The organism is Roseibium sp., from assembly GCF_048260565.1.
Taxonomy (GTDB): domain Bacteria; phylum Pseudomonadota; class Alphaproteobacteria; order Rhizobiales; family Stappiaceae; genus Roseibium.
The window spans coordinates 78,558-104,618 of the sequence record NZ_JBLXGP010000016.1; the positions used below are offsets into that span (position 1 = coordinate 78,558).

Annotated in this window: 25 protein-coding genes and 1 tRNA gene; 13 read left to right on the forward strand and 13 right to left on the reverse strand. The window is 59.6% G+C overall.

What is annotated here, in order from left to right:
* The first annotated feature begins 9 nt into the window (after positions 1-9).
* The 6 genes from plsX to ACN0SO_RS24350 all read left to right on the forward strand — a co-directional run bounded on the left by plsX (position 10) and on the right by ACN0SO_RS24350 (position 4,273).
* Positions 10-1,074: a phosphate acyltransferase PlsX gene (gene plsX / locus ACN0SO_RS24325; protein ID WP_417682004.1), complete on the forward strand. Its 1,065-nt coding sequence runs from the start codon at positions 10-12 to the stop codon at positions 1,072-1,074.
* Entirely contained in the window at positions 1,071-2,048 is a 978-nt protein-coding gene (locus ACN0SO_RS24330; protein WP_417682006.1) for a beta-ketoacyl-ACP synthase III, read from the forward strand. Before plsX ends, ACN0SO_RS24330 begins: the two co-directional genes overlap by 4 nt.
* A gap of 143 nt (positions 2,049-2,191) precedes the next feature.
* A complete protein-coding gene (locus ACN0SO_RS24335; protein WP_346896042.1) occupies positions 2,192-2,506 on the forward strand; it encodes an integration host factor subunit alpha in 315 nt (104 codons plus the stop codon).
* 17 nt (positions 2,507-2,523) lie between these two features.
* Positions 2,524-3,159, forward strand: a complete 636-nt coding sequence (locus tag ACN0SO_RS24340; RefSeq protein WP_417682008.1) for a MerR family transcriptional regulator — start codon at positions 2,524-2,526, stop codon at positions 3,157-3,159.
* Between the two features lie 194 nt (positions 3,160-3,353).
* Positions 3,354-3,575, forward strand: a complete 222-nt coding sequence (locus tag ACN0SO_RS24345) for a hypothetical protein (protein ID WP_417682010.1) — start codon at positions 3,354-3,356, stop codon at positions 3,573-3,575.
* A gap of 440 nt (positions 3,576-4,015) precedes the next feature.
* Positions 4,016-4,273 (forward strand): hypothetical protein, encoded by a 258-nt coding sequence (locus ACN0SO_RS24350; RefSeq protein ID WP_417682012.1) that lies wholly within the window; start codon positions 4,016-4,018, stop codon positions 4,271-4,273.
* 96 nt (positions 4,274-4,369) lie between these two features.
* On the opposite strand, the gene ACN0SO_RS24355 is transcribed toward ACN0SO_RS24350, so the two are convergent.
* The 5 genes from ACN0SO_RS24355 to ACN0SO_RS24375 all read right to left on the reverse strand — a co-directional run bounded on the left by ACN0SO_RS24355 (position 4,370) and on the right by ACN0SO_RS24375 (position 9,287).
* Positions 4,370-4,446: transfer RNA gene (locus ACN0SO_RS24355), tRNA-Pro, on the reverse strand.
* Positions 4,447-4,454: 8 nt separating this feature from the next.
* Positions 4,455-5,786, reverse strand: coding sequence for an O-antigen ligase family protein (locus tag ACN0SO_RS24360; protein ID WP_417682014.1), 1,332 nt, complete (start codon positions 5,784-5,786; stop codon positions 4,455-4,457).
* A complete protein-coding gene (locus tag ACN0SO_RS24365; RefSeq protein ID WP_417682016.1) occupies positions 5,783-7,381 on the reverse strand; it encodes an undecaprenyl-phosphate glucose phosphotransferase in 1,599 nt (532 codons plus the stop codon). Before ACN0SO_RS24365 ends, ACN0SO_RS24360 begins: the two co-directional genes overlap by 4 nt.
* Before the next feature lie 14 nt (positions 7,382-7,395).
* Positions 7,396-8,625 (reverse strand): glycosyltransferase, encoded by a 1,230-nt coding sequence (locus ACN0SO_RS24370; protein ID WP_417682018.1) that lies wholly within the window; start codon positions 8,623-8,625, stop codon positions 7,396-7,398.
* Between the two features lie 104 nt (positions 8,626-8,729).
* A complete protein-coding gene (locus ACN0SO_RS24375; RefSeq protein WP_417682020.1) occupies positions 8,730-9,287 on the reverse strand; it encodes a polysaccharide biosynthesis/export family protein in 558 nt (185 codons plus the stop codon).
* 196 nt (positions 9,288-9,483) lie between these two features.
* On the opposite strand from ACN0SO_RS24375, the gene ACN0SO_RS24380 reads away from it, so the two are divergent.
* Entirely contained in the window at positions 9,484-11,778 is a 2,295-nt protein-coding gene (locus ACN0SO_RS24380) for a succinoglycan transporter (RefSeq protein WP_417682022.1), read from the forward strand.
* 15 nt (positions 11,779-11,793) lie between these two features.
* On the opposite strand, the gene ACN0SO_RS24385 is transcribed toward ACN0SO_RS24380, so the two are convergent.
* Positions 11,794-12,987, reverse strand: a complete 1,194-nt coding sequence (locus tag ACN0SO_RS24385; protein ID WP_417682024.1) for a GNAT family N-acetyltransferase — start codon at positions 12,985-12,987, stop codon at positions 11,794-11,796.
* A gap of 162 nt (positions 12,988-13,149) precedes the next feature.
* Here ACN0SO_RS24385 and ACN0SO_RS24390 point away from each other — a divergent pair, with 162 nt between their 5' ends.
* Positions 13,150-14,199 carry a polysaccharide deacetylase family protein gene (locus tag ACN0SO_RS24390; protein WP_417682026.1) on the forward strand — a complete coding sequence of 350 codons (1,050 nt, stop codon included), beginning with the start codon at positions 13,150-13,152 and terminating at the stop codon, positions 14,197-14,199.
* 3 nt (positions 14,200-14,202) lie between these two features.
* On the opposite strand, the gene ACN0SO_RS24395 is transcribed toward ACN0SO_RS24390, so the two are convergent.
* The gene (locus ACN0SO_RS24395) at positions 14,203-14,418 is read right to left on the reverse strand and encodes a DUF2842 domain-containing protein (protein WP_417682028.1); all 216 of its coding nucleotides are present in this window, start codon (positions 14,416-14,418) and stop codon (positions 14,203-14,205) included.
* A 123-nt stretch (positions 14,419-14,541) separates the two neighbouring features.
* Here ACN0SO_RS24395 and ACN0SO_RS24400 point away from each other — a divergent pair, with 123 nt between their 5' ends.
* Positions 14,542-15,627, forward strand: a complete 1,086-nt coding sequence (locus ACN0SO_RS24400) for a COX15/CtaA family protein (RefSeq protein ID WP_417682030.1) — start codon at positions 14,542-14,544, stop codon at positions 15,625-15,627.
* 75 nt (positions 15,628-15,702) lie between these two features.
* Here the strand turns inward: ACN0SO_RS24400 and ACN0SO_RS24405 are convergent, their stop codons facing one another.
* The 4 genes from ACN0SO_RS24405 to ACN0SO_RS24420 form a co-directional block, all read right to left on the reverse strand.
* Entirely contained in the window at positions 15,703-16,983 is a 1,281-nt protein-coding gene (locus ACN0SO_RS24405; RefSeq protein WP_417682032.1) for an O-acetylhomoserine aminocarboxypropyltransferase, read from the reverse strand.
* Positions 16,984-17,154: 171 nt separating this feature from the next.
* Positions 17,155-17,685, reverse strand: a complete 531-nt coding sequence (locus tag ACN0SO_RS24410) for a CoA-binding protein (RefSeq protein ID WP_417682121.1) — start codon at positions 17,683-17,685, stop codon at positions 17,155-17,157.
* A 17-nt stretch (positions 17,686-17,702) separates the two neighbouring features.
* The gene (locus tag ACN0SO_RS24415) at positions 17,703-18,530 is read right to left on the reverse strand and encodes an enoyl-CoA hydratase (protein WP_417682034.1); all 828 of its coding nucleotides are present in this window, start codon (positions 18,528-18,530) and stop codon (positions 17,703-17,705) included.
* Positions 18,531-18,616: 86 nt separating this feature from the next.
* Positions 18,617-19,075, reverse strand: a complete 459-nt coding sequence (locus ACN0SO_RS24420; protein ID WP_417682036.1) for an Lrp/AsnC family transcriptional regulator — start codon at positions 19,073-19,075, stop codon at positions 18,617-18,619.
* Between the two features lie 135 nt (positions 19,076-19,210).
* Here ACN0SO_RS24420 and ACN0SO_RS24425 point away from each other — a divergent pair, with 135 nt between their 5' ends.
* Both ACN0SO_RS24425 and ACN0SO_RS24430 read left to right on the forward strand, forming a co-directional pair.
* Positions 19,211-22,633, forward strand: a complete 3,423-nt coding sequence (locus ACN0SO_RS24425) for an indolepyruvate ferredoxin oxidoreductase family protein (protein ID WP_417682038.1) — start codon at positions 19,211-19,213, stop codon at positions 22,631-22,633.
* Positions 22,634-22,780: 147 nt separating this feature from the next.
* Positions 22,781-23,206, forward strand: a complete 426-nt coding sequence (locus tag ACN0SO_RS24430) for a PaaI family thioesterase (protein ID WP_417682040.1) — start codon at positions 22,781-22,783, stop codon at positions 23,204-23,206.
* Between the two features lie 20 nt (positions 23,207-23,226).
* On the opposite strand, the gene ACN0SO_RS24435 is transcribed toward ACN0SO_RS24430, so the two are convergent.
* Positions 23,227-23,559, reverse strand: coding sequence for a hypothetical protein (locus tag ACN0SO_RS24435; protein ID WP_417682042.1), 333 nt, complete (start codon positions 23,557-23,559; stop codon positions 23,227-23,229).
* Between the two features lie 998 nt (positions 23,560-24,557).
* Here ACN0SO_RS24435 and rplM point away from each other — a divergent pair.
* Both rplM and rpsI read left to right on the forward strand, forming a co-directional pair.
* Positions 24,558-25,025: a 50S ribosomal protein L13 gene (rplM, locus tag ACN0SO_RS24440; protein ID WP_346913945.1), complete on the forward strand. Its 468-nt coding sequence runs from the start codon at positions 24,558-24,560 to the stop codon at positions 25,023-25,025.
* Between the two features lie 2 nt (positions 25,026-25,027).
* Positions 25,028-25,504 carry a 30S ribosomal protein S9 gene (rpsI, locus tag ACN0SO_RS24445; RefSeq protein WP_417682043.1) on the forward strand — a complete coding sequence of 159 codons (477 nt, stop codon included), beginning with the start codon at positions 25,028-25,030 and terminating at the stop codon, positions 25,502-25,504.
* Positions 25,505-25,563: 59 nt separating this feature from the next.
* Here rpsI and ACN0SO_RS24450 read toward each other — a convergent pair whose 3' ends face one another.
* Positions 25,564-25,998: a helix-turn-helix domain-containing protein gene (locus tag ACN0SO_RS24450; RefSeq protein ID WP_417682045.1), complete on the reverse strand. Its 435-nt coding sequence runs from the start codon at positions 25,996-25,998 to the stop codon at positions 25,564-25,566.
* Positions 25,999-26,061: the final 63 nt, after the last annotated feature.

Here is a 26,061-nt window from a genome sequence, read left to right on the forward strand (position 1 = left end):
ACCCGGTCGATGGCGAAAACCATTCCAATATCCCTCGATGTTATGGGCGGTGATTCCGGCGCGGAGGTTGTCATCCCCGGCGCGGAAATCGCGCTTGTCCGCCATCCCGACATTCGCTTTCTGCTCTATGGCAATGAGAATGTGGTCTTGCCGCTTCTGGAAAAGTATCCGCGGGTGCGGGACGCTTCGACCTTTCATCACTGCGACGTATCGGTCGCCATGGATGCCAAGCCGAGCCAGGCCCTGCGCCAGGGACGGTGGCGCTCCAGCATGTGGCGTGCGATAGAGGCGGTCAAAAGCGGCGACTCGGCCGTGGCCGTATCCGCCGGCAACACCGGCGCGCTGATGGCGATGTCCAAGTTCTGCCTGAGAACGATGGCCAATATCGAGCGGCCTGCGATCGCGGCGATCTGGCCGACGGCGCGCGGCGAGTCCGTTGTCCTCGATGTCGGTGCGACGATCGGGGCGGATGCGCAGCAACTGATCGACTTCGCGATTCTGGGGGGCGCCATGGCGCGGGCCCTGCAGGGCCTTGAAAGCCCGACGGTGGGACTGCTGAATATCGGCGTCGAGGAAGTCAAGGGGCTGGAAGAGGTGCGCACCGCGGGGCGGCTTCTGCGGGACACCAAGCTCAGAAAGCTGACATATGCGGGATTCGTCGAGGGCGACGATATCGGCAAGGGAACCGTCGATGTCGTCGTGACCGAAGGGTTCGCAGGGAATATCGCGCTGAAGACCGCGGAGGGCACGGCGAAGCAGATCGCCGGCTACCTGCGTTCGGCCATGAACAGAACATTCATGTCGAAGATCGGCTATCTGTTCGCCAAGAGCGCGTTTGACCGGCTTCGGGACAAGATGGATCCGCGCAAGGTGAACGGCGGGGTCTTCCTTGGCCTGAACGGCATCGTTATCAAGAGCCATGGGGGCACGGATGCCGAGGGTTATGCGGCGGCCATCGACCTTGCCTATGACATGGTGCGCAACGAACTGCTGCATAAGATCGCTCAGGATCTGGTGCATTATCATCGCGGCCGGTTTGCGGACGCCGCGGCTAATTCGGAAGGTGATTTGTGAGCGTAATCCGTTCGACCGTAATCGGCTGCGGCAGCTATCTGCCGGCCAAATGCCTGACCAATGCAGAACTTTCCAGGATGGTGGATACCTCCGACGACTGGATCGTTCAGAGGACTGGAATCAGGCAGCGCCATATTGCAGCCGAAGGCGAGATGACTTCCGACCTTGCCCTTAATGCTGCGCGCGCAGCCCTTGAGAATGCGGGTATGGATGCTCAGGACATCGATACCATCATTCTGGCAACGGCAACGCCCGATTACACGTTTCCCGCAACGGCGGTAACGGTTCAGGCCGGCCTGGGCATCCATCACGGAGCCGCATTCGACGTCCATGCGGTGTGCTCCGGCTTCGTTTATGCGCTGACAACAGCGGATGCCTATATTCGTTCCGGCATGTCGAAGCGGGTGCTCGTCATCGGAGCGGAGACATTCTCGCGGATCCTGGACTGGAACGACCGGACCACCTGTGTACTGTTCGGCGACGGCGCCGGGGCGGTTGTCGTCGAAGCGACGGAAGGGGCGGGAGATATCGCCGATCGGGGCGTTCTGACCTCACACCTTCGTTCCGACGGCCGCCATAAGGACAAGCTTTATGTGGACGGCGGCCCGTCCGCGACGCAGACCACTGGTCATCTGCGCATGGAGGGCCGCGAGGTCTTCAAGCATGCGGTCGGCATGATCACCGATGTGATCGAGGACGCGTTTAACGAAACCGGAACGACGGCGGACGACCTGTCCTGGTTTATACCCCATCAGGCAAACAAGCGGATCATCGATGCCAGCGCAAAGAAGCTCGGTATTGCGCCGGAAAAGGTCGTGACGACCGTCGACAGGCACGGCAATACATCGGCCGCATCGATCCCGCTTGCTCTTGATACGGCTGTGCGGGACGGGCGGGTAAAGCGCGGGGATCTGGTGCTTCTGGAGGCCATGGGCGGCGGATTTACCTGGGGTTCCGTCCTTTTGCGCTGGTAGTCCAGTCCCGGACAAGCCAGTATCGGTAATTGCACCGATCGAAAGACTGGTGTTGACCGTTCCATTGGGACGCAATACCGTAGGACCTTACAGCAAGTTCCGTTGCAAAATCAGCCAGATCACTGGCGTTTCGAGGAGGGGTTATGGGTAGCAGGACTATCACCCGCGCCGACCTATGCGAGGCGGTCTATCAGAAAGTCGGTCTTTCCCGAACGGAATCTTCTGAACTGGTCGAGCGGGTTCTCTCCGAAATCTCCGAATGTCTGTTGAAGGGAGAATCGGTCAAGCTGTCGTCTTTCGGATCCTTCGTGGTCCGATCCAAAGGCGAACGGATCGGCAGAAACCCCAAGACGGGAGAGGAAGTGCCGATATCGCCGCGCCGCGTCATGGTTTTCAAGCCAAGTAACGTGTTGAAGCAGCGGATAAACGACGCATTGACGGGCTCATCGTCCTCCTGATTGATGTATAAGGCGGCATGAGCTCTCAGGATAAAAGCCCCGACGCTTTTCGAACGATCAGCGAAGTTGCGGATGATCTGGATCTGCCGCAGCACGTGCTTCGTTTCTGGGAAACCCGGTTTTCCCAGATCAAGCCCCTGAAGCGCGGAGGCGGCCGTCGGTATTACAGGCCCGATGATGTCGAGCTCCTGCGCGGTATCCGCCATCTGCTTTATGGCGAAGGTTATACGATCAAGGGTGTGCAGCGAATCCTGAAGGAACAGGGCGCACGTTTCGTGATGCAGATCTGGAAAGAGGACGCGATCCCGGTTCCGGTGATGCAGCAGGCTGCAGTCCAGGACAGTTCCAATGTCAATGCGCAAGCGGAACAGCCCGGGCCGCCGGAAAAACTGATCCCGGCGGATGTCGGAACGATCGAGCCCACGGAGGGCGAGGCCCCCCTGCCGAAAGACGTCCTCGCCGATACACATGTCCGGAATGCGGAGCCGGCCAAGTCCGGTGGTTTGCGTTTCATGGAACGGTTTCGTCCTGAAAAGGAGGGCGAAGGAGCGGCGGGCGCGTCCAAGGCTTTGTCCAAGGATGACGTCCGCCGTCTTCAAGCGACACTGTTTGAACTTCTGGAATGCAAGCGCGTTCTGGATCAGGCCCGCTGAGTTTCTCTTCTCTTCAGCCCGAGAACCGGAAAGGTAGAGCATCGGGCGATATCTGAAGCGGCAACCTTTCCGTCGCCTCGTTACCAGGCTTTGGATGGTTTGGTCGCTTTCCTTGTTGGGGAAGAGATGCCGTGCTACTCTTTCGTTAACCATGAAGGATTTTCCCGTCATGGTGTGAGGCAGAGTGGGTGGGCATGCTTGTCATTCTGATCGCAGCCATAATTATCTACGTGGCTGCGGGGCTGGTTTTTTTCATTCTTTCCGTTTCGGAAATGATCGAAAGCGGAAAAGGTGGAGCGGCAAAGGTCATCTTTGCTGCTGTTTATTCTGCATTCTGGCCGGTGACACTGGTCGGAGTCAGTATCGCGGTATTCGCGATGAGATCGATCCGCCGGTTTGTCGCCATATCCGGGTGATTCTACCGCGAATCGTTTCGATTTATGGTTGTTACATCTTCTTTTCTAAGCGTGTACTAAGCAGAGGGCCCGGGTGAGGGCTTTTTTTGTGTATTATTCTGCAGGAATTTCCCTAGAATGGTATTTATCGAATTGGATGTGTCTCAGGGCAAGCTTGTAATTTGCGATTCTTTTCCTTTGGCGTGGGCGAAGGCAGAAGCATTAATAATAATTACCAGTATTTCCAGAAGGATATCTTGGAAAACCGATAATTAATTTGACCGGAAAGGGGCCAAATTTTAGGATATATGAAATTATAAGAGGGGAGGCCAATGCCAAAGGAACTCAAGGGCAATCAAGAAAATTGGCGTTGGGATGAAGGCGAAGAATGCTGGATCTGCTACGTCCCTTTGAGAATTTATCCCCGGAACGACGGAAGGTTCGTCTCCTCAATCGGCGGGATGCTTGGGACCGAAGCCTACGGCGCCTTCAAGGAAGCCGAATATGCATTGTTCCTGGCGATTTATGGCAGGGACAAACTCGAGCAAGTCGAGAAATACACCTCACCGGAAAATCCCGTAACGAATGAAGACCGGCGGAAGGCCAGGGAACTGCTGACCACATTGAAAAGCGTCGGTGGTCCGATGTCCCTGTCGCTCAAGGACAAGATCGATGAAGCCATCGGCTATCTTGAGGATGTGTCCACCGACGACGACTGAAGGCCGGTGAACGGTGCCAACCGGATCCGGGTGGTCCGCGGGGCTGGCGGGGTCGGTCGCCATTTATTGCCTGGAATTTTCGATGTCTTGATTTGTTGGTCGGGCAGGCCGGATTTGAACCGACGACCCCTTCACCCCCAGTGAAGTGCGCTACCAGGCTGCGCTACTGCCCGAACGCGCCTTACCTATCTCTTTCAGGAGAGCTGCGCAAGGCGCTTGTTTGGTACCATGCGGAGATTGTGCCCAGAGTATTTGGATTCGCTTTCGGTTTCGTCTTTGCCATCCGTTTTCGCTCCAGCTTGTCGGCGGCAATCAAACCCCAGGCAATGCCGTAGAGCATATAGACGTGGCGCCAGTGATCCGTGTCGATGATGGCGCTCAGGATCACATGGGAAAAAAGCACGGCGAAGACGCAGTGGAGGAACGGCGTCCAGGGACGATGCTTGAACAACAGCGGAAACAGGGACGCCAGCGTCCAGAAGACCAAGACGATATAGACCGTCCCGCCGAGCCAGCCATAGGTGGTGAAGCCTTTCAGATAGACGTTGTGCTCATCCTCGGGAAAGTACTTGTTGAACTCCAGGGGGCCGAGCCCGAGGGGATGTTCCATGACCATCTGGAAGCCGAACGAGTATCGCGCGAAGCGTCCGAGCCGTGCGGCGTCATAAGGCTGTTCGAGCTTGGCGCGCTGCTGAAACATGTCGGCAACGCTGTCGATCGACAGGACGGCGGCGATCAGAGCCAGAACGGCCAGAACGCCGAGCGCACCCAGGATCAGCAATCTCAAGCGCTTCACCGGTCCGCGTTCCGTGATCAGCGCCAGCAGATAGACGACGAGGGAGGCTGCGACCAGAACGCCCCATGCGCCACGGGAAAAACTGAGGAAGACCCCGAGCAGCAGAACGGTCAGCATCAAAAGCGTCAGTATATTGTCCTTCAGCCTGCCGAAAAACAGCCGCTGGATGAGCAGCATGGATGGCAGGGCCAGGAACGGGCCGAACACGTTGGGGTCCTGAAAGGTGCCGCGGGCGCGATCGTAGAGTGTGAAGTAATCTGCACCGGGAAACAGGTGGAAGTAGCCTGCGACCCCGATAAAGGCGACGAAAACCGAACTCGCCAGCAAGCCGCTCTCTATCGTCCTGTAGCGCTGCGGATCGTCTGCGAGGATTGCGGCGTAGAAGATCGACGTGATCGCCAGGAAAACTGAAACCGCCATATACATGACGGCTACATCGAATTCGCGGGCGAGCGGCACGGATGCGATGCCGCCGGCGGAATAGAGCATCATGCAAATGACCAGTGGTCCGAATTCCCGCCGCAGCTTCAAGCCGCAGGCAAGCCAGATGACCAGCAGCCCGGCCATATAAAGTTCGTAAGGCGCCGGTTCGCGGATCACGAAGCCGGACAGGAAGGCGGCAAGCCACAAGGCGCCGTTGCCGATGCTTTTCGTGCTCAGTGCGAAATGGGGATGAGGGGCGGCCGTCTGCCCGAATGCGGCCGACCCTGCGCTCAATATGCGTTTTCCGAATTCAGAAGCCGGAACGGCGTCAGGAACAGGATCTTGAGATCGAACAGGATCGACCAGTTCTCGATGTAGTAGACATCGCAGTCGACACGTTTCTGGATTTTCTCCGGCGTGTCGACTTCGCCGCGCCACCCGTTGATCTGGGCCCAGCCGGTGACACCGGGTTTCACCTTGTGACGGGCGAAGTAGCCATCGACCACATCGTCCCAGGTCTTGTTGTCGGTATGGGCGTTGACGGCGTGCGGACGCGGGCCGACCAGGGACAGACTGCCGGCCAGGACGTTGAAGAGCTGCGGCAGTTCGTCGATCGAGGTTTTGCGGATGAAACGACCGACTCGGGTTACGCGGGTATCGTTCTTCGTCACGACCTTTTTCGCCTCCGGGTCGGCCATTTCCTGGTACATCGACCGGAACTTAAGCACTTCGATGATTTCATTGTTGAAACCGTAGCGCTTCTGCCGGAACAGGACCGGGCCCTTGCTCTCCAGCTTGATTGCGATGGCGGTTGCGATCATCACCGGGAAGAGGGCAAGAAATGCCAGGCTGGCAAAGACAATGTCGAACACCCGCTTTGCGACCATGTCCCAGTCTGTGATCGGTTTCTCGATCACGTCGACGAACGGCACGGTGCCGATGAAGGATGTGCCGCGATTGCGGAAGCGCACCTTGTCGGTGTGTGCCGACAGGCGGATATCGACCGGCAGGATCCACAGTTTGCGCAGGAGTTCCAGAACGCGCTTTTCGGCGCGAAGCGGAATGCAGACGATCAGCATGTCGATCCGCGCCAGGCGGCCGAATTCGACCAGTGCGTTGATGTTGCCCAGTTTGGGATAGCCGGCAACGACCGGCGGGGAGCGATCATTGGCCCGGTCGTCGAAAATACCGCAAATGCGGATATCGCTGTCGGCCTGGGTTTCCAGATCGTGGATCAGTTCCGCCGCTGCAGTTCCGCCACCGACGATGATGGCCCGCCGTTCCAGCCGTCCGTTGGTCCTCCAACGGCGGACCAGAGCGGAGACGACGAGACGGACACAGATCAAGCCCGCGAGGGAGGAAACGAACCAGCCCCCGGCCCATTGCAGAGAGATATCTGCCCCGAAACCGGTGGTGAATCGGATCACGGCCAGCATGACGAACACCATCGTCCAGCTCGCCGCGACACGGCCGATCTGTGACATTCCGCGGCCCATGACCGAAACCTGATAGGTGTCGGATGCCTGGAAAAAGGCAAAGGCGAAGACGACCGAAATGCCCATTGCGATAAAATGCGCCAGACCAAGGGTGGTCGCACCGGCAACGGTGTGGGAGGCGGCCACGGCGCTCAGCAGAATGAGCCCCATGTCGATCGCGCGCACGGATCCGGTGAGGACGGGCACCGAAATGCCGTCGTCGTCCAGAGAGGCGGCGATCTCCAGCGCTTCCCGGGACAAGCCCTCGGTATCGCCCTCCTGACGTTCATCCTCAACAAAGGATGTGGCGTCACTGGTTTCCTGCAGATGGTGCAGGCCATCGGTCAACCTCTGACGGAGGTCCGGGGTTTGGGAGGCCTTCTTGTGTGCCGGATTACGGCCTCTTGTTTTCATGGCCGCGATTCTCATTACTGGTTTCTCGATCTGGCAAGAACGGATTGTGTGCCGGTGATCGGAGCGGCACGGGAAGAGGATTTGGCCGCAATGGTTTCGGGCGGCAGGACCCCGCGCAGTTCCTGATAGAGAGTGGTGATCCGGTCGCTCATCAACTCAACAGAAAAGGTTTCCGCCAGGCAGGTTCGCAAACCTTCCGCAGCGATCTGGAGCTCGGCCGGAGATTCCATTGCGCTTTCCATCGCCATGGTCAGTTTGCCGATATGGCCTGGCTCGATCAGGCGTGAGGCGAAGCGGCCGAAGATTTCCGGAATACCGCCGACACGGGTAGCGATCAGGGGACGTTTTGCGGCCACCGTTTCCAGAATGATGTAGGGCATGGCTTCCGCGCGCGAAGGCACGACGACGCATTTGGCCATCTTGAAGGCATCACGGGCGGGCAGGGCGCCGTGGAAGGTCACCTTGTCGCTGAGCCCAAAACGCTCGACCATGGCCCGGTAGCGCTCCTCGTCCGGTCCTTCGCCGACGATTTCGGCCGTGGGTGCGGTGCCGGTCTTGAGGCGGATGTTGTAAAGGGCCTCGATGAACAGGTCCGTACCCTTCAGGTCGCGCAGCATGCCGATATAGAGAAAGTCGGAGGCGTCCGGATTTTCCGTAATCGGCGTAAATTCCTCCGGCTGCAGTCCATTATAGACGACGCGGGCCAGCGCTTTGGGGTGACCTACCTTGGTTTCGAATGCCGCATATTCGTAGTCGGAAACGAAGACGAGGCCGTCGGTAAACCGTGCCAGCAGATTTTCGATGCCGTGGTAGACACGGCCTTCCAGGCGGTGGGGGTCGTAATGCAGGCTGCCGCCGTGCGGACAGTAGATCCGGGTGACATTCTGCCCCTTCAGGCGGAGCAGGGTCCCGATGATGCGTGCATAGGCGCCGCCTTTGGCGCCGTGGCCGTGGAGGACATCGGGTTTCATGTCCCGGATGTACTTGTAGATGTTCCAGGTCGCTGCCATGTCCTGGAACGTCAGTTGGCGCTGCATGGGGAACCGGGCGACACCCAAAGCGAGTTTGGGCCGCAGCGCCTCCACGAGGGCATTGTCGAAATCACTTCCCGTGGTGCTGTCGCAAATCACGCCGACCTGATGACCGGCTTCGGACTGGGTCGTGGCCAGGTCCATGATGTGGCGAAAGATGCCGCCGATCGGCGAACGCACGCAGTGAATGATCCGGAGCGGATCGGTTGTCATGGTACATGCTCCCTGTTCGAGCCTCCGGGCCTCTTTGAGCCCGTGAAGCCGATAAGCAGCACCTTACGACAGGGAGATGAGTCCGCGGTTAATTCGCCGTCGGGTCAGAAGTAGCGCTCGCGGACGTAAATCGTGTCTCCGGGACGGATCGGGTCCGAAATGGGAACACGTCCGTTTATAATTTCACCGTTAACCTGACGGGTAATGTCGACGTCCTGTTGACGGGCACGGCTGCTGAAACCGCCCGCTGTGGCGATCGCATTCTGGACGGTCATGCCGGCGACGAAGTTATATTGGCCCGCGTTTTGCACTTCACCCATGATGAAGATCGGCCGATAGCTGTCGACCTCAACCGAAACATCCGGATCACGCAGATATCCCTGACGGAGTTTTTGCGCGATCAGGTTGGCGAGTTCCGTCTGCGTTTTGCCTCGCACAGCAACATTTCCGATCAGCGGGAACGAAATATATCCTGCCTGATCAACGGTATAGGTGTTTGAAAGATCCGTCTGCCCGAAAACGATAATGCGCAGCCTGTCGCTGGAATCGAGTTGGTAGGGCATTGTGAGCGTTTCATGAAACGCCGAAGGCGGACGCCTGTAACCGCTGCAGGCGGCGAGCCCTGTACAAAGCACCAGAATCAGGAATGCTCTCATCAGCATCAACGAATCTCCTAACACACTTACCCAACATCCCAAGTCATGGTTAATGGTGCGTGAAGAGAGCAAACACCGTTAATATGCATTGCAAAAACAGCGGAGGAAGGAATTAACGTTTGACTCGCCGTATCGGTGCGGCTTTTAACCGAACGCTTACCCTGATTCGTCATTATCCGATCATTAGTTCGGAGTTTTGACAATGAATGCGACCCGCCAGCCGGTTTCTTCCGATGATATGGCCCTCGATCTGAGCCGTCTGATGCAGGCAATCGGAGCGGCACTCAGATGGCTGCTGCCTCTTGTCCTGATCGTGGGCGGTGTCTTTTTCCTGGCGCTTCAAATGGTCCCGTCAAAATATAAAGGCGAAGCGAAGGTCCTTATTGAAAGCACGGACGGCAAATTTCCCGGGGCTACACGGGGTGTGGAGGAGGAGCGGGCGCTTCTCGATGCCGAAGGGATTTCCAGTCAGGTGCAGCTTCTGATGTCGGCCGATCTGGCGCGGCGGGTCGCCAAACGCCTGGATCTGGCCGGGGTGCCGGAGTTCAAGGCGGCCATTACCGGGTCCTCTCTCGATGATATTTTCTCCCTGATCGGGCTTTCTTCCGATACGTCCCGGTCTTCCGTGGAGGAGAAAGTTCTCAAACATTATTATGAGAACCTGGAGATCTACCGTCTCGAGGGGTCGCGCGTGATCGCGGTTGAATATTCTGCGGAGGATCCGGAATTGGCAGCTGCTGTGGCCAACACGATCCTGGACGAATATATCACCCTTCAGGCGAGCGTGAAGCGGGAAACCACGGAAGTCGCGGCAACTGCCATGGAGCCGCAGATACAGCAGTTGCAGCGGGAAGTGCAGGCAGCGCGCAAGGCGGTGGCCGACTATCGTTCTCGCGCGGATCTTCTGGTGGGCAAGGACAATCTCACACTCAACCAACAGCAGCTGGCTGATATCAGCAGCAAGTATTCCGCGGCTCAGGCCGAAAAAGCCGAAGCGCAGGCCAAGGCGGATCTGCTTCGCGGCCTGCTGAACTCGGGCGGTTCGCTCGATACGGCCAGTGATGTCCTGAATTCCCTGCTGATCCAGCGGCTCCGGGAACAGGAAGTCGCCATTCAGTCGAAGATCGCGGAACTTTCCATAACGTTGTTGCCGAACCATCCGCAGCTGAAGGCGCTGAATTCGCAGCTTGCCGGTTACAAGAAGCAGATCCGCGCTGAAGTGCGCAAGGTTCTGGCGGGCCTGGAGAACGATGCCAAGGTGTCAAGCCAACAGGCGGCTGCCCTGGAAAAACGGCTGAACGAATTGAAAACCGAGGCGGCCAGCTCCAACGCCGACCAGGTCAAGCTCAGCGAACTGGAGCGTGAGGCCAATGCGAAGGCATCACAGCTTGATACGCTCGTGTCCAGTTTCCGCGAAGCGGATATGCGTCTCAGGGCTCAGGCGCTTCCCGCCGACGCCCGCATCATCTCCCGCGCCAGCATTCCGGTTGAACCTTATGCGCCCAAAGTGTTGGCGATCACAATTATCTCGGCTCTCGTGACCTTCGTTCTCGGCTGTGCCTACGTGATCCTGGGCGAGTTCCTGTCCGGAAATGTCCTTTATCCGATCGCAGAGGAGGGGGGAGCTCCGATGCGGCCGACGCAGGTGCAAATGCCGGGCGCAAACTGGAACAGCCGCTACGAAGCCGGCGGACCGTCTGCCTATTCCATGACCGGCAGTTTCTCGGGTTTCGATGCGCCGCCGGCCGCAAAGGTGGAGCCTGAGTCGCAAGCAGAAGAAGAGAAGCCCGCTGGCCGTCGGTCCCGGGTGAGCCGTAATTCAGGCCCGACAGGGGCCCGTCAGCGCGCTGACTATGACCGGGACATTGCTCCGGATTGGGTGCCGGATACGGATTCTGACGACGAATGGGATGCCACGCCGGCCGGAATGCCGGATGCGGCGAACCCGACTGACGGCCGGACTGTGGTTCTGAGTGTCGACGACGCGGGAGCGTCGCAGGCGCTTGCTCTGGATTTGGCGCGCAGGGCGTCCGGTGCCGGTGATACCGTGCTGTTCCTGGAAGTGTTTCCCGAAGTGGACGATCCGCGTGCGGCTCCAGGCTTTTCCGATCTGGTCGCCGGTGTCAGCGCCTTTTCGAAAGTCATTTACCGCGATCCGGAATCCGGGGTTCACATTATCGAGGCAGGCCGTTTGCCGATCGATGACCGTTCGGCAAGAAGCGCGCGGTTCGGCAAGGCGCTGGAGGCGGTATTCCGGACCTATGACACGGTCGTGGTCAATCTTGGGACCATCGATGGCTCGCTGGCCAGCGCGAGGCTGCTGGGCCTTGCCGACAAGATACTGGTGACGTCGGCCGGAAGGGATTATGGACGGGAGCTTGACAGCGCGGCCAGCCTGCTGGCGCGCAACACCGGAGCGCCGGTGGAGGTCATACCGCCTGCCGACAGCAAGGTCCCACGGAAGAGGTCCCGGAGAGGTGCCGGCAGGGCGGCCTGATAACCGGAGTGGCGCTTAGCTGCCCAATTTGCTGACAAACTGCCGGAGTTTGCGGACGAGCTGCCACAACGTTTCAGAATTGCGGATTTTGGCCTTGGCGAACTGTTTTGCCTTACTAGCCTGCAGGCTCATCCATCCCCTGGCGGTAACGGCCAGGAAACTGTCACTGAGCGGCAACGGTTCCGACCAGGGGTGCTTGTAGGTCTCGTCGCCCAGCCCGAGATCCAGAATGTCTATCTTCGGATCTGCACACGCGTGCTCGATGATGTTCTTCAACAGCACGACCCCCGGGCTCTGGCTGACCAGTTCGTCGTGGGAAATCGAAGTTGAGTAACAGATCAGGCGGCTGCCCTGGTGAAGGGTCAGATAGGTTGCGCGGATGGCATCACCGGCCTCCAGGGCCCAGACGGTGATCTGCGTGTCGGCGGTCAGCGGACCCTTGTCCGGGTGGAGCCCGGCCAGTCTTTCCAGAAACTGACGTTTTTTCGGTGTGGTGAACCCGCTCGGAATGCCGGCATCGGCTTCCCGTTTGGCGCGTTGCGCGAAAAACGCTTCCAGGCCTCGCCGGATGTCTTCCTCGGTTTCTGCCCGGAACACGCGGAAGCTTCCCGCCGCCTCAAGCCGGCGCTGCTTGCGGATCAGCTTCTTGGCGGATTTGTTGCTGAAATTGGAACGGAAAAGACCGTCGAAATCATTGTTGAGTCTGCCAGCGAAGAACGGACTTGGACTGTCCGTCCGTTCTTTCAGCAGGAGCGGAGAGGGCCGGTTGTTCCAGGTTTGCGGAATATTGGCCAGATGGAGCAGATCGGCGCCGGCGAGATGGCAGACTTCCTCCAGGATGGCGGTCATCGTGTCGACCGGGATCGAAGCATAACAGTCCGGGTTCCACAGGCCGGTGTTCTGGTTGGTGTTTTCCTGTCCCAGAAAGGTAAGCGCCTTGCAGCCGCGTCTGTGTTCAAGGCCCAGGGGAAGGGCAAAGGCAAAGGCATTGTAAAGCCGGGCGATGACCAGAACCGGTTCGATCTGCCGGTCTCTGCCTACGGCTGCATGCCAGGCCTCGATCCACCCAAAGCGCTGATAGGGCAGACCGTTCGCACGTTCTTCAAGCGCAAGCCAGGCGGGCGCGGCTTTTTCCATATCCCGGTAGATCGTGACGTCGTAACCTTCGGTTGTGAAGGCCGCGCGGGACATTTCGGAAGCCGGCGCCATGGCTTTAAACGTGCCTGCGCTTGAGAACTTATAATCGGATGCGGACTGTACGGCCATGAGAATACCAGCGGATGCAATGACTTCATCCGCACTAATAGCAACAAATAATAAAGAAAAAGTGGCTAGCTTCTGAGCCCGACAGCAGTGGAGTTTGAACTTTTAATGGGCGTTCGCAAAAAGCTATTCAAGGCTGCGTTTCAGGTCCTGCAGCGGAGCGGCCTGGGACAGGCGATGGCGCCCATAACCCAGGGATGCGGCGCGATTTTCATGCTGCATCGGGTCAAGCCGGCCAGCTTCGATCCGTTTCAGCCGAACAGCCACCTGGAAATCGAACCGGACTTCCTGCGCAAGGCCGTCGCCCATATCCGCGGCAATGGCTATGAGATCATCTCGATCGACGAGGCTGTCGACCTGTTGAAGTCGGGCTACGGCCGCAAGCGCTATGCGGTACTGACCTTCGACGATGGCTACCGGGACAATCTTGAGGTTGCCTATCCGCTGCTGAAGGAGCTGAACGCGCCGTTTATTGTGTACGTGGCCAGCGGGCTGATCGACCGGACCGCGGAAATCTGGTGGTCCGCGCTTGAGAGGATCATCGCCGGAAATGACGAAATCCACTTGACCGGGGATGACGGTGGCGCGGGCATTTCCTGCCGGACGGCAGAAGAAAAATACCTTTGCTACAACAAGATGTGCGCATTCCTGACCCAGGAGGTCAGTGAGGCCGAGCAAAGGGTGATTATCCGCCGACTGGCGGAAAAATACGATTTCGACCTGGCCGGCCTTGCCGATAGCCTGATGATGACCTGGGACGAAGTGCGGCAACTGGCGAGCGATCCGCTGGTGACCATCGGTGCCCACACCCATAATCATTTCGCAATCGCCCGGCTGGACGAAACCGTGGCTCTCCAGGACATCGACAAGGGTGTTGTCCGGCTGGAGCAGGAACTCGGCCGACGGCCCAAGCATTTTGCCTATCCATACGGAAATGCCCGGGCGGCGAGCGCGCGCGATGCCGCGCTGCTGAGGGATTACGGTTTCAGTTCAGCGGTGACCACATTCCCCGGCGTTCTGAAATCGGTGAATGCCCGGGATCCGATGATGTTGCCGCGCGTGTCCCTGAACGGGCATTTCCAGGACGGCTATGTCATCGACCAGTATCTGACCGGCGCGCCGTTCGCGCTTTACAAATCCCTGAAGTGGTTGCGCTAGATATCAGCCTTTCGCCCTGTCGGGCTTCTGCATCCACCAGATGATCGCTCCGGCGGGGATGACCCAGATCAGCCCGGCAATCGCGAAATAGACCAGCTTAACCGGCACCGATGCTTGCTGAAGGGTCATGTCGCCGATCACCATGGCGACCAGGGCATAGACGACCACGAAGATCACCAGGGCGACCATGCCGACGAATTTCCGGAAAGAGGGAACCATTCCTGCTGACCTTTTTGGATGCCGCTTCAGAAGCGTTAGAGTGTCGCAATTCGCTGCGGTGGCTTGCCGCAGCCCGTCTGCACCTATATCTCCACCGGTCAAAGGTCAAATCCGGGATTTTTCATGACTGCGTCTCTTACCTCCTTCGCCGGCTTTTCGGCAGATGACATGGCAATCCGCCGCAATCGCGCGATGGTCCGGTGGTGGCTCTACCTGATCTGCCTTCTCGTTCTGGCGATGGTGGTTGTGGGCGGCGCGACGCGGCTGACGGAATCGGGCCTGTCGATCACAGAATGGAAGCCGATCCACGGCGTCATTCCGCCGCTCAACCATGCGGAATGGCAGGAAGAGTTCGAGAAGTACCAGCAGATTCCGGAATACAAGCTCATCAACAAGGGCATGTCGCTGGAAGAGTTCAAGTTCATCTTCTGGTGGGAATGGTCGCACCGGCTGCTCGGGCGCCTGATCGGCGTTGTCTTTTTCGTGCCCATGGTGGTTTTCTGGGCACGCGGCCAGATCGAACCCTGGCTTAAACCCAGATTGGTATTCGGCCTGTTTCTAGGAGGGCTGCAGGGGGCGATCGGCTGGTGGATGGTGGCTTCCGGCCTTGTCGACCGGACCGATGTGAGCCAGTATCGGCTTGCCATCCATCTGACGATTGCCTGTTTCATCTTCGCCTATCTGTTCATGATCGCGCGGCGCTTGAAGCCGCGTGAGGGCGCCGCGGCTGACGAACAGGCCGCTCTTTCCGGGACCGGCCGTGCGGTTCTGACATTGGTATTCCTGCAGATTTTCCTCGGAGGTCTCGTCGCCGGGCTGAATGCCGGGCTGACGTTCAACACCTGGCCGCTGATGGACGGGCAGATCGTTCCGCACGGCCTCTTTGCCATGACGCCGGCCTGGCTGAACTTCTTCGAGAACGTGATGACCGTTCAGTTCCAGCACCGCATGACGGCCTATGTCCTGATCGCTGCGGTCATCTACCTCGTCATAAAGACGCGTCGGGTTTCCACGTCGAACCGGGTCCGGCGTCCTGCGTATCATCTGGCCGGATTTGTCCTGCTTCAGGTGGTGTTCGGCATCCTGACGTTGCTCTACCAAGTGCCGCTCGATATCGCGCTGACCCATCAGGCCTTCGCGGTCATCGTGCTGGCAGGCGCCGTCGACTATCTGGCTTCGCTCAGGGGCAGTTATCCGGTGCAGGCGTGATCGAAGGCTTTCAGCCGACAATTAAAAAAGCCCGCCGAAACCGGCGGGCTTTTCGTTTTTCAAGGGGCGCTTCGATCAGGAATTCAGGGCCTGATCGAGATCGGCGATGATGTCTTCCGCGTCTTCCAGTCCGACGGAGATGCGGACCACGTCCGGGCCGGCGCCTGCCGCCGTCTTCTGCTCGTCGGAGAGCTGGCGGTGGGTGGTGGAAGCCGGGTGGATGATCAGGCTGCGGGTGTCGCCGATGTTGGCAAGGTGCGAGAACAGCTCCACGTTGGAGACGAGCTTCACGCCCGTGTCATAGCCGCCTTCCACGCCGAAGGTAAAGACCGCGCCCGCGCCCTTGGGCATGTATTTTTTCTGCAGCTCATGGTGCTTGTCGTCCGGAAGGGCGGCGTAGGACACCCAACTGACCTTCGGATGGGACGCCAGGTGCAAGGCGACCTTCTTGGCGTTGTCGCAATGGCGCTGCATCCGGAGCGGCAGGGTTTCGATGCCGGTCAGGATCATGAAGGAATTGAACGGCGAGATTGCCGGCCCGAGATCGCGCAGGCCGAGGACCCGGCAGGCAATGGCAAAAGCGAAGTTGCCGAAGGTCTCGTGCAGCACGATGCCCTGATATTCCGGGCGCGGCGTGGACAGGAGCGGATAACGGTCGTCCGCGGACCAGTCGAAGGTGCCGCCGTCGACAATGATGCCGCCCATGGAGTTGCCGTGGCCGCCCATGAACTTGGTGAGCGAATGAAGCACGATGTCGGCGCCGTGTTCGATCGGCCGGCAGAGGTAGGGCGTCGCCATGGTGTTGTCGACCACAAGCGGAATCCGCTTTGCCTTGGCGATCTGGGCGATACCCTCGATATCGACGATGATGCCGCCCGGGTTGGCGAGGCTTTCGATGAAGATCGCCTTGGTATTGGCGTCAACCGCCGCCTCGAAACTGGAGAGGTTGGCAGGGTCGGCCCATTTGACTTCCCAGCCGAAACTCTTGAAGGAGTGATTGAGCTGATTGATCGAGCCGCCGTAGAGCTTGTTCGCGGCAACGATGTTGTCGCCCGGCTGCATCATGGAGTGGAAGCACAGAAGCTGGGCGGAATGGCCCGAGGCCGTGGCAAGGGCGGCCGTGCCGCCTTCGAGAGCCGCCACCCGTTCTTCAAGTACGGCCGTCGTCGGGTTGGTGATGCGGGTGTAGATGTTGCCGAAGGCCTGCAGGCCGAAGAGCGAGGCAGCGTGATCGACATCGTCGAAAACAAAGGACGTCGTCTGATAAATAGGTGTTGCGCGGGCACCGGTCGCCGGATCAGGCTGCGCGCCTGCATGGATCGCCAGTGTCGAAAATCCGGGTATTCCTTCGCTCATGATAGCCTCCGCTCTTGTGATTTGCGCGCATACTGGCCGAAGCTCACGTTAGCGTCAAAGGAAACCTATAGGTTGAAACTCCACTTTTTGGTTGTGTCTCACTTTTTTTCAAAAGGTGCGCGAACCGGTCCGGGTTTCCAGGTCCGGAGATCCCCCCGGCCATTGCGGGCTTTATGACTTGCCGCCGGGTTTCAACCCTCTGTGCTGAAATCCGCTTTTCAGCGTCGGGCGTTTTGCCGACAGGGTCCGGGAGTTCACCCCGGCCCAACCGATTTCCCCGGAAAGCCGGCCGTATTCGATCTTCGGGCAGCGGTCCATGACCACCTTGATGCCCGCATCCTCCGCCTTTTTGGCTGCTTCGTCATTGCGGACGGTGAGCTGCATCCAGATCGCTTTCGGCAGGCGGCCTGACTTGAGAATATCGTCGACGATCGCTCCGGCGGCGTCTGAATTGCGGAAGATGTCGACCATGTCCGGGATCTCTGAAAGATCGTCAAGCGCGGCGTAAACGGTCTGGCCCAGAATCTCCTTGCCGGCAATGCCGGGATTGATCGGCCAGACGTCATAACCCTTCGCCAGCAGATATTTCAGGACGAAATAGGAGGGCCGCACGTTGTTGGCACTGGCACCGACCATGGCGACGGTCTTCACCTCATCGAGGATGCCCTTGATGTAGGCGTCGGAATACTGATCGTGGTTCATGGATTGGGTACGCAGTCCTAGCTGTCGGTCCATTCCGGCTTGCGCTTCTGCAGGAAGGCACCGATGCCTTCTTCCGCGTCGCGGGCCATCATGTTTTCCACCATGACATTTGCGGCATGATCGTAAGCTTCCGACAGCGGCATTTCGAGCTGCCGGTAGAAGGCTTCCTTGCCGACCTTGACCGTATAGGCGGATTTCGAGGCAATGGTTTCGGCGTATTTCTGCACCACCTGTTCCAGGTAGTCGGCCGGCACGATGCGGTTGATCAGTCCAAAGTCCTTGGCGGTCGACGCATCGATGCTCTCGCCGGTGAGCAGCATCTCCATGGCCTGCTTGCGCGAGACATTGCGCGACAGGGCCACCATGGGGGTGGAGCAGAACAGGCCGATGTTGACACCCGGCGTGCAGAAGGTCGCCGTGTCGGTGGCGATCGCCAGATCACAGGAGGCGACCAGCTGGCAGCCGGCGGCGGTGGCGACACCGGTGACGACGGCGATCACCGGCTTGGGATGGCGCACGATCTGCTGCATCAGGGCCGAGCACTGGCGCATGATTTTTTCGTAGGTGCCGCGGCCGCGGTCGGCCTCGGCGCGGGCGGCGGTCAGTTCCTTCAGGTCGTGGCCGGCGCAGAAAACCTTGCCTTCGGCGCCGAGCAGGATCACGCGGACATCCTTGTTTTCCTCAGCCCTGGCCAATTCTTCCGACAAGGCGGTCATCATTTCCCGGGACAGCGCGTTCATCCGCTCCGGACGCTGCATCACGATCCGGTAGACGCCCTCGTGCAACAGGGTCGAGAGAAGCGGCCTTTCGGCCGGGCTGCTGGAAGCGGCTGCTGCGTCGGACATGGATTTGCTCCCTGAAGTTTCTGTCTTTCCGGTCTTATAGCCGATTGGGGGAGGACGGCGATACCCGGAACAGACCTGCTCTTGTGTCAAAGCGCCACCGACGGTGCCCGTTTGATTTCTTTCAGGACGACGTTGGTTTGCGCGCCTCTCACCGCCGGCAGGCGGAACAGGAAATCGTCGAGGAAGCGGTTGTAGGCGTCGATGTCAGTGCAGACCACGCGCAGGTGATAGTCGGCCTGGCCCGTTGTCGCGTGGCAGTCCTGGACCTCCCGGCGGCCGGCGACGGCGCGGATGAAGGCGGCGATGGCGTCCGGGTCGTGGCGGGCAAGCTGGACGTGAACGATGGCGTGGAAGCCCATCCCAAGCTGTTTCGGCTGCAGGATGGCGCTGTAGCGTTCGATGACGCCTGCCTGTTCCAGCGCGCGCACCCGACGCCAGCAGGCCGACGGTGACATGCCGACTTTTTCGGCAAGCTCCGCGTTGGGGATGCGGCAATCCTCCTGCAGGAGCGCCAGCAGGCGGCGGTCGCGGTCGTCCAGATCCATTTGGTCAATATTTCCGTATTCGGGATATCAATCGGATAATTCGTCCATCTCCTATCGGTTCTTCGCCCTTTCTGGAACCTTTTTCCGCTTTTCATCTGGCAAAATATACCGGAGAGAGAAAAGGAGAGGGCCGTCATGCTCCAGCGTCACAGCCAGATTGCCGATTACCGGCTTAGCGATCGGTTCGAGCGCAGCGAAGGTCGGGTGTTCCTGACAGGGACCCAGGCGCTTGCGCGTATCATGTTCGATCAGGCGCGCCGCGACCGGGACCAGGGACTGAACACCGCGGGGTTCGTTTCCGGTTACCGGGGATCGCCACTCGGCGGGCTCGACCTGGAACTGTGGCGCAACCGGGCGAAGCTGAAACAGGACCGGATCACCTTCATGCCCGCGGTCAACGAGGACCTTGGGGCGACCGCCGTTCTCGGTGCACAGCAGGCGGTGCTCGACCCGGATTGCGAGGTCGAGGGCGTCTATTCCATGTGGTACGGCAAGGGGCCGGGGGTCGACCGCTCCGGCGATGCGCTGCGCCACGGCAATGCTTATGGCTCGGCGCCGAAAGGCGGCGTCCTGGTGGTGGCCGGCGACGACCACGGCTGCGTGTCCTCGTCCATGCCGCATCAGTCGGACGTGGCCTTTATGACCTGGTTCATGCCGACGCTGAACCCGGCTTCGGTCGAGGAATATCTGGAATTCGGCGAATACGGCCTTGCCCTGTCGCGCTTTTCCGGCACGTGGGTGGGCTTCAAGGCGATTTCGGAGACGGTGGAATCCGGCCGCTCGGTGGAGCTGAAACCCGACAGGCAATTCGTTATCCCGGAGTTCGATTTTCCCCCAGGCGGACTGCATGTACGCCGCGCGGATCTGCCTAGCGTGGAGATCGAGACCCGTATCGGCCATAAATTACGGGCGGTGGAAGCTTTCGTTGAGGCCAATCCGATCGACCGGCACATTTACGAGGTGCCGGACGCGCAGTTCGGTATCGTCACCACCGGCAAGGGGCATCTGGACCTGATGGAGGCGCTGCGCCTGCTCGGTCTGAACGAGGCCAAATGCCGGGAACTCGGCATCGACATCTACAAGGTGGGCATGGTCTGGCCGCTGGCGCGGCGCGATGCGCTCGACTTCGTGCGCGGCAAAAGGGAAGTCCTCGTCGTTGAGGAAAAGCGCGGCATCATCGAAAGCCAGTTCAAGGAATATTTCTACGACTGGCCGGGGGATAAACCGGAGAAGATGGTCGGCAAGCACGACGCGGCCGCGACCCGCGACCTTGTGCCCTGGACCGGCGAACTGGAGCCGCTGACGCTCGTTCCCATCGTTGCCGAACGGCTGGACCGGTTCTTTCCCGGCGAGGCGCTGCCGGACAAGGCGCGCGCACTCCTGGCACCGCAGAAGATCGTTCTCAACACGGAAGGCGCGACGCGCACGCCCTATTTCTGCTCCGGCTGCCCGCACAACACCTCCACCAAGCTGCCGGAAGGCAGCCGGGCGGCGTCGGGCATCGGCTGTCACGTGATGGCCAGCTGGATGGACCGCAGCACCGACGGCTATGCCCAGATGGGCGGCGAGGGCGTGCCGATTGCCGTGCGCGGGATCTATAACGGCGGCCGGCACATGTTCCAGAACCTGGGCGAGGGCACCTGGTACCATTCCGGCTCGCTCGCCATCCGCCAGGCGGTCGCGGCAAACGCCAATATCACCTACAAGATCCTCTACAATGACGCGGTCGCCATGACCGGCGGCCAGCCGGTGGATGGGCCCGTCAGCGTCGCGGGCATCGCCCAGGCTTGCCGGGCGGAAGGCGTGGAGCGGATCGCGGTCGCCTCCGACGACATTTCCAAATTCGACGGCTCCGATTTCCCCTTCGGCACCACCTTCCACGACCGGGCCGATCTGGACCCGCTGCAGCGGGAACTGCGCGAGGTGAAGGGCGTCAGCGTTCTGATCTACGAGCAGACCTGCGCCACGGAAAAGCGCCGGCGGCGCAAGCGCGGCAAGATGGAAGACCCGAAGCGCTTCGCCTATATCAATCCGCTGGTGTGCGAAGGCTGCGGCGACTGTTCGCTGGAAAGCAACTGCCTCAGCGTCGAGCCGCGTGAAACCCGCTTCGGGCGCAAGCGCAAGATCAATCTGTCGACCTGCAACAAGGACTTTTCCTGCCTCAACGGTTTCTGCCCGAGCTTCGTCACCGTGGAAGGGGGCGAACGCGCCGTCCATGAGGCGCCCGGACTGGACCCGCTGAAGCTCGCCACCGGTCTGCCGGAACCGGAGATGGCGGTGCTCGACGAGCCGTTCGACCTGCTGGTGGCCGGCGTCGGCGGAACCGGTATCGTGACCGTCAGCGCGCTCGTCACCATGGCCGCCCACCTGGAAGGGCTTGGGTCCAGCGTGCTCGACTTCACCGGCTTCGCGCAGAAATTCGGTACGGTGCTCGGCTATGTCCGACTGGCGGCAGCGCCTGAGGACATCCATCAGGTCCGCATCGAGCAGGGCGCGGCGGATGCGGTGATCGGCTGCGATATCGTCGTCAGTTCCTCGCCCAAGGCATCGACCCTTTACCGGCAGGGAACGAAGGTCGCGCTCAACACGGCGGAAATGCCGACCGGCGACCTGGTTCTGCGGCGTGACGCGGATCTCAAGGTCGGCACCCGCGAGGCGGCGATCCGCGCCTCGGTCGGTCGCGACAACGTCGCGGCGATCGATGCCAACCGGATCGCGGAGGAACTGCTGGGCGAGCAGGTTTTCGCCAATATCATCATGCTCGGCTTTGCCTGGCAGCAGGGGCTGGTGCCGGTGAGCTGGCAGGCACTGGACCGGGCCGTGGAGCTCAACGGGGTCCAGATCGAAAAGAACCGCCGCGCGCTCGCCATCGGCCGGCTGCTGGCGGCAGACCCGGAAGCGTTGCAGCCTTATTTGAACCTGCCGGAAGAAGAAGAGCCCGGTCTTGATGATCTGATCGCCGAGCGGGCGGCGTTCCTCACCGGCTATCAGAATGCGGCCTATGCGGAGCGCTACCGGAACACCATCGAGGCCTTCCGTGCAGCCATGCCCGACGACCTGACGGCCATCGCCGCCAAGGCGCTGTTCAAGCTGATGGCCTACAAGGACGAATACGAAGTCGCCCGGCTGCACACGTCCATGGGCTTCGACGAGGAACTGGCGAAAACCTTCTCCGGCGATTTCAAGGTCCGCTACCACCTCGCCCCGCCGCTGCTGCCGTTCGGCAAGGATGCCCGTGGCCGGCCGAACAAACGCGCCTTCGGTCCGTGGATCCGGCCTGCGTTCAAGGTGCTTGCAGGTCTGAAGGGACTGCGCGGCACCTGGGCCGATCCCTTTGGCCACACGAACGAACGGCGGCTGAACCGCAGCCTGATCTCCTGGTACGAAGGGGTGCTGGAGACGATCGCCAAAACGGGTGATGAAAACCGGGAGTCCGTCGCGGCCCTGCTCAAGACCCCGCTCGACATGCGTGGTTACGGCCCGGTGTTCGAGGCCGCGGTGGAGCGGGAACAGGCACGGGCGAAGAAACTTCTGGCGGATCTCGGTCACGGCCGGTGAGCACAAGCTCGGTTCCGCCCCGGTCCGGGCAGCACGATCCGTGGCCAGCCACGTTCGCGCTTGCATTCCTCTGTGGTTGACGTTTACGTAAATGGAAATTGCAAAAGCAAAGCGGAACCGGGACCGTGTTCCGAGCGGGAGGGATGAATGCAGCCGGTGATGAGTGTCGAGGAGATATCGGAATTTCTGGACCGGGAATTCCCGCAGATCCATGCGGGCGGGCGGGTCTATGCCATCGACGCGATTTTTCCGGGCGAGGCGGTCGTCCGCCTGTCGGCCAACGAGATGCACCTGCGCCCTGGCGGCACGGTATCCGGTCCGTCGATGATGGCGCTTGCCGATCTTGCCGCCTATGTGGTGATCCTGGCCCATATCGGCCCGGTGGCGCTAGCGGTCACCACCAACCTCAACATCAATTTCCTGCGCAAGCCGGAGCCGGGCGATCTCGTCGCCACCTGCAAGCTTCTGAAGCTCGGCAAGCGGCTGGCGGTCACCGAATGCGGCATCGGCGGGGAGGGCGAAGAGGAATACGTCGCCCACGCGACGGCAACCTATTCGGTGCCGCCGCGCTAAGTCCGGATCAGCCCAAAGCGTCAGGCCTGATGGCGCAGATGGATTGCGCTGCGGATCACCCGCATCAGGACACAAGCCGTGACCGCACCTCCGGCGAGAATGCCGGCTGCCAGGGCGGCGTCGCTCATGGTGCCGAACGGCAGTCCCATGGCGGCCGTGAAGATACCGATCAAGATGCCGACTACCGCGCCGGTCAATACGACGCAGAGGAGTTGGGGCACCACGTCGCCGTTCATCCAGGCCGGGAGACGGGTCGACCGGTAGACTTCGCTGAGGATGAGATACAGGAGAATAACGGCCGCAAAGGCGGCGCCTGCCTCCACGAGGGACAGGACGGGAGAAGCGGAAACCATTTTTTTGAGGGTCCACAAAGGGCAAATGCCCGATACGCGATATGCCTTCGCGCCAAGCTCCCGGCCGGGGCCTTCAGGCGGATGCGTGGGTTCCGTCACAAGGGGTCGGGAACCTGAATTCCGCCGCACGGCTCATCCGGTTCGGCAGGCACATTCTCCTCCTCTCGGTGGCATTCCGGCAAGCGGAATCTTCATTGAGAAGGCGACTTTTTGGGTGGTAAGATTTTGAAGTCCGGAAATCAGTTTTTGGTAACCGGATAGGGGACCGGCGACGAGGGGAGGGGGACTATGTCACCCACGCAACGGTAGCTTATTCATTGCAGCTGCTGTGAGAGTATGTAATATTTCTACTTTTGTGATTATTTTTATTATAAAATAATTGAACCGATATTATGAAAATTTATTTATTGAATATGATATATTATTTTGTATAATCTTGTCAGAGTGAGGTTAAAAATTTATCATGGGGTGCTTTATGCGTAAATTTGTCTGCTATATTGTTGCATCATTTGCAGTGATTGTTTTTGGTGTTTCGAGTGTTGATGCCGCTCAATGCCCAAGCAGTGCTACCAAAGCGAGCTACTCAATTTGGACGAGCGAGAATATTGACTATAGGCAAGTAAAGACGGGCCGGCACTCCTGCGGCCGCAAGATAAGGTGTGTCGGTGGATCCAAATCACGAAACGTTCCGAGACAGTGCAGCTGGCTGTAACGGCTTTTGCTGAGTGTGGGGAAATGGGCGCCGGTTTTTTTCGCTGACGACGTCAGCATACAATGCCGTTGTGCCGGAGGTTAAAGCGCTGAGATGAGGTAATATAATACCTTTTTTATAACTCATTGTTTTTAATCGAAAAATACGGTCATTTTCCGAATAAACGTGCTTGACCGGCTTTTTGTGCCGGCGTATAAGCTGCGCCGACGAATGTGAAAGTCCGTCCGTCGCCTTCAAACAGGCGCGCCGGGCTTTTTTGTTTCAAGACCAAGAACGGATCAAACTCATGAAGACCTTCTCTGCCAAGCCGGCTGAGGTCGAGAAAAAGTGGATCTTGATCGACGCGGAAGGCATGGTCGTCGGCCGTCTGGCTGCCTACATCGCCTACCATCTGCGCGGCAAGCATCTGCCGACCTTCACGCCGCATGTCGATTGCGGTGACAACATTGTCGTCGTCAACGCCGACAAGGTGGTGTTCACCGGCCGCAAGTACGACAACAAGAAGTACTACTGGCACACCGGCCATCCGGGCGGCATCAAGGAGCGCACCGCGCGCGCCATCATCGAAGGCAAGTTCCCGGAGCGCGTCCTGGAAAAGGCCGTGCAGCGCATGATGCCGGGCGGTCCGCTGACCAACAAGCAGCTGAAGAACCTCAAGGTCTACGCTGGTCCGAACCATCCGCATGAAGCTCAGTCGCCGGTCCTGGTCGACGTCAAGAGCCTCAACGACAAGAACGACGGCAAGAGGGCTTGAATATGGCTGAGCTGCAATCCCTGGAAGAACTGGGTGGCGCTGTCGAAACCGCTGCCCCCGAAGCGCCGGTCCATGTCCAGAAACTGGACTCTCTTGGCCGCGCCTATGCCACCGGCAAGCGTAAGGACGCCATCGCACGCGTCTGGGTAAAGCCCGGCACCGGCAAGATCATCGTCAACAAGAAGGACATGACCGAGTATTTCGCTCGTCCGGTCCTGCAGATGGTCCTGCGTCAGCCGATCATGCTCACCGAGCGCGACGGCCAGTACGACATCATCGCCACCGTGACCGGCGGCGGTCTCTCCGGCCAGGCCGGCGCGGTGCGTCACGGCATTTCCAAGGCTCTGACCTATTACGAGCCGGAACTGCGTGGCGTTCTGAAGAAGAACGGCTTCCTGACCCGCGACAGCCGCGTCGTCGAACGTAAGAAGTTCGGTAAGCGCAAGGCTCGTCGGTCGTTCCAGTTCTCCAAGCGTTAATCGCTGGACTTACTGGTTCCAAGTTCAAGAAACCCGCCGGAGCGATCCAGCGGGTTTTTTTATGCCTGAAGCGCTCTTGGAGCTGTCTTCGTACGGATTTTCTTTCGTCGGGTCCCCAGGTCGAGCAGACGGCGGAATTTTGGACAGTCCATATGGGAGCGGTGGGGGCAGTCCGCGACATGGCGGATGGCATCCCTGAGATGGGTCAGTCTCCTTATCTGCTGATCAAGTTCGTCGGCCCTGGCGTGAAGCTTTTCCCGCGAAACGCGCGGCGTGCCTCCAGGGCCGAGCATGGCGGCGATTTCCTCCAGCGAGAAACCGGCGGATTTTCCGAGCGTGATGAAGGCGAGCTGCTGAAGAACTTCCGGCTCGAACAGACGCTTCAATCCGCGCCTGCCCGCCGAGGCGATCAGGCCTTGTTCCTCGTAGTAACGCAAGGCCGAAGCCTTCGTTCCGCTCAGCGCTGCAACCTCGGAAATATCGAGCAATTTCATTTCTTGACCTCAAGTCGACCTGAATTTGTAGGCTAGTCAAACTTCGCGTTTTTCACAAGAGGA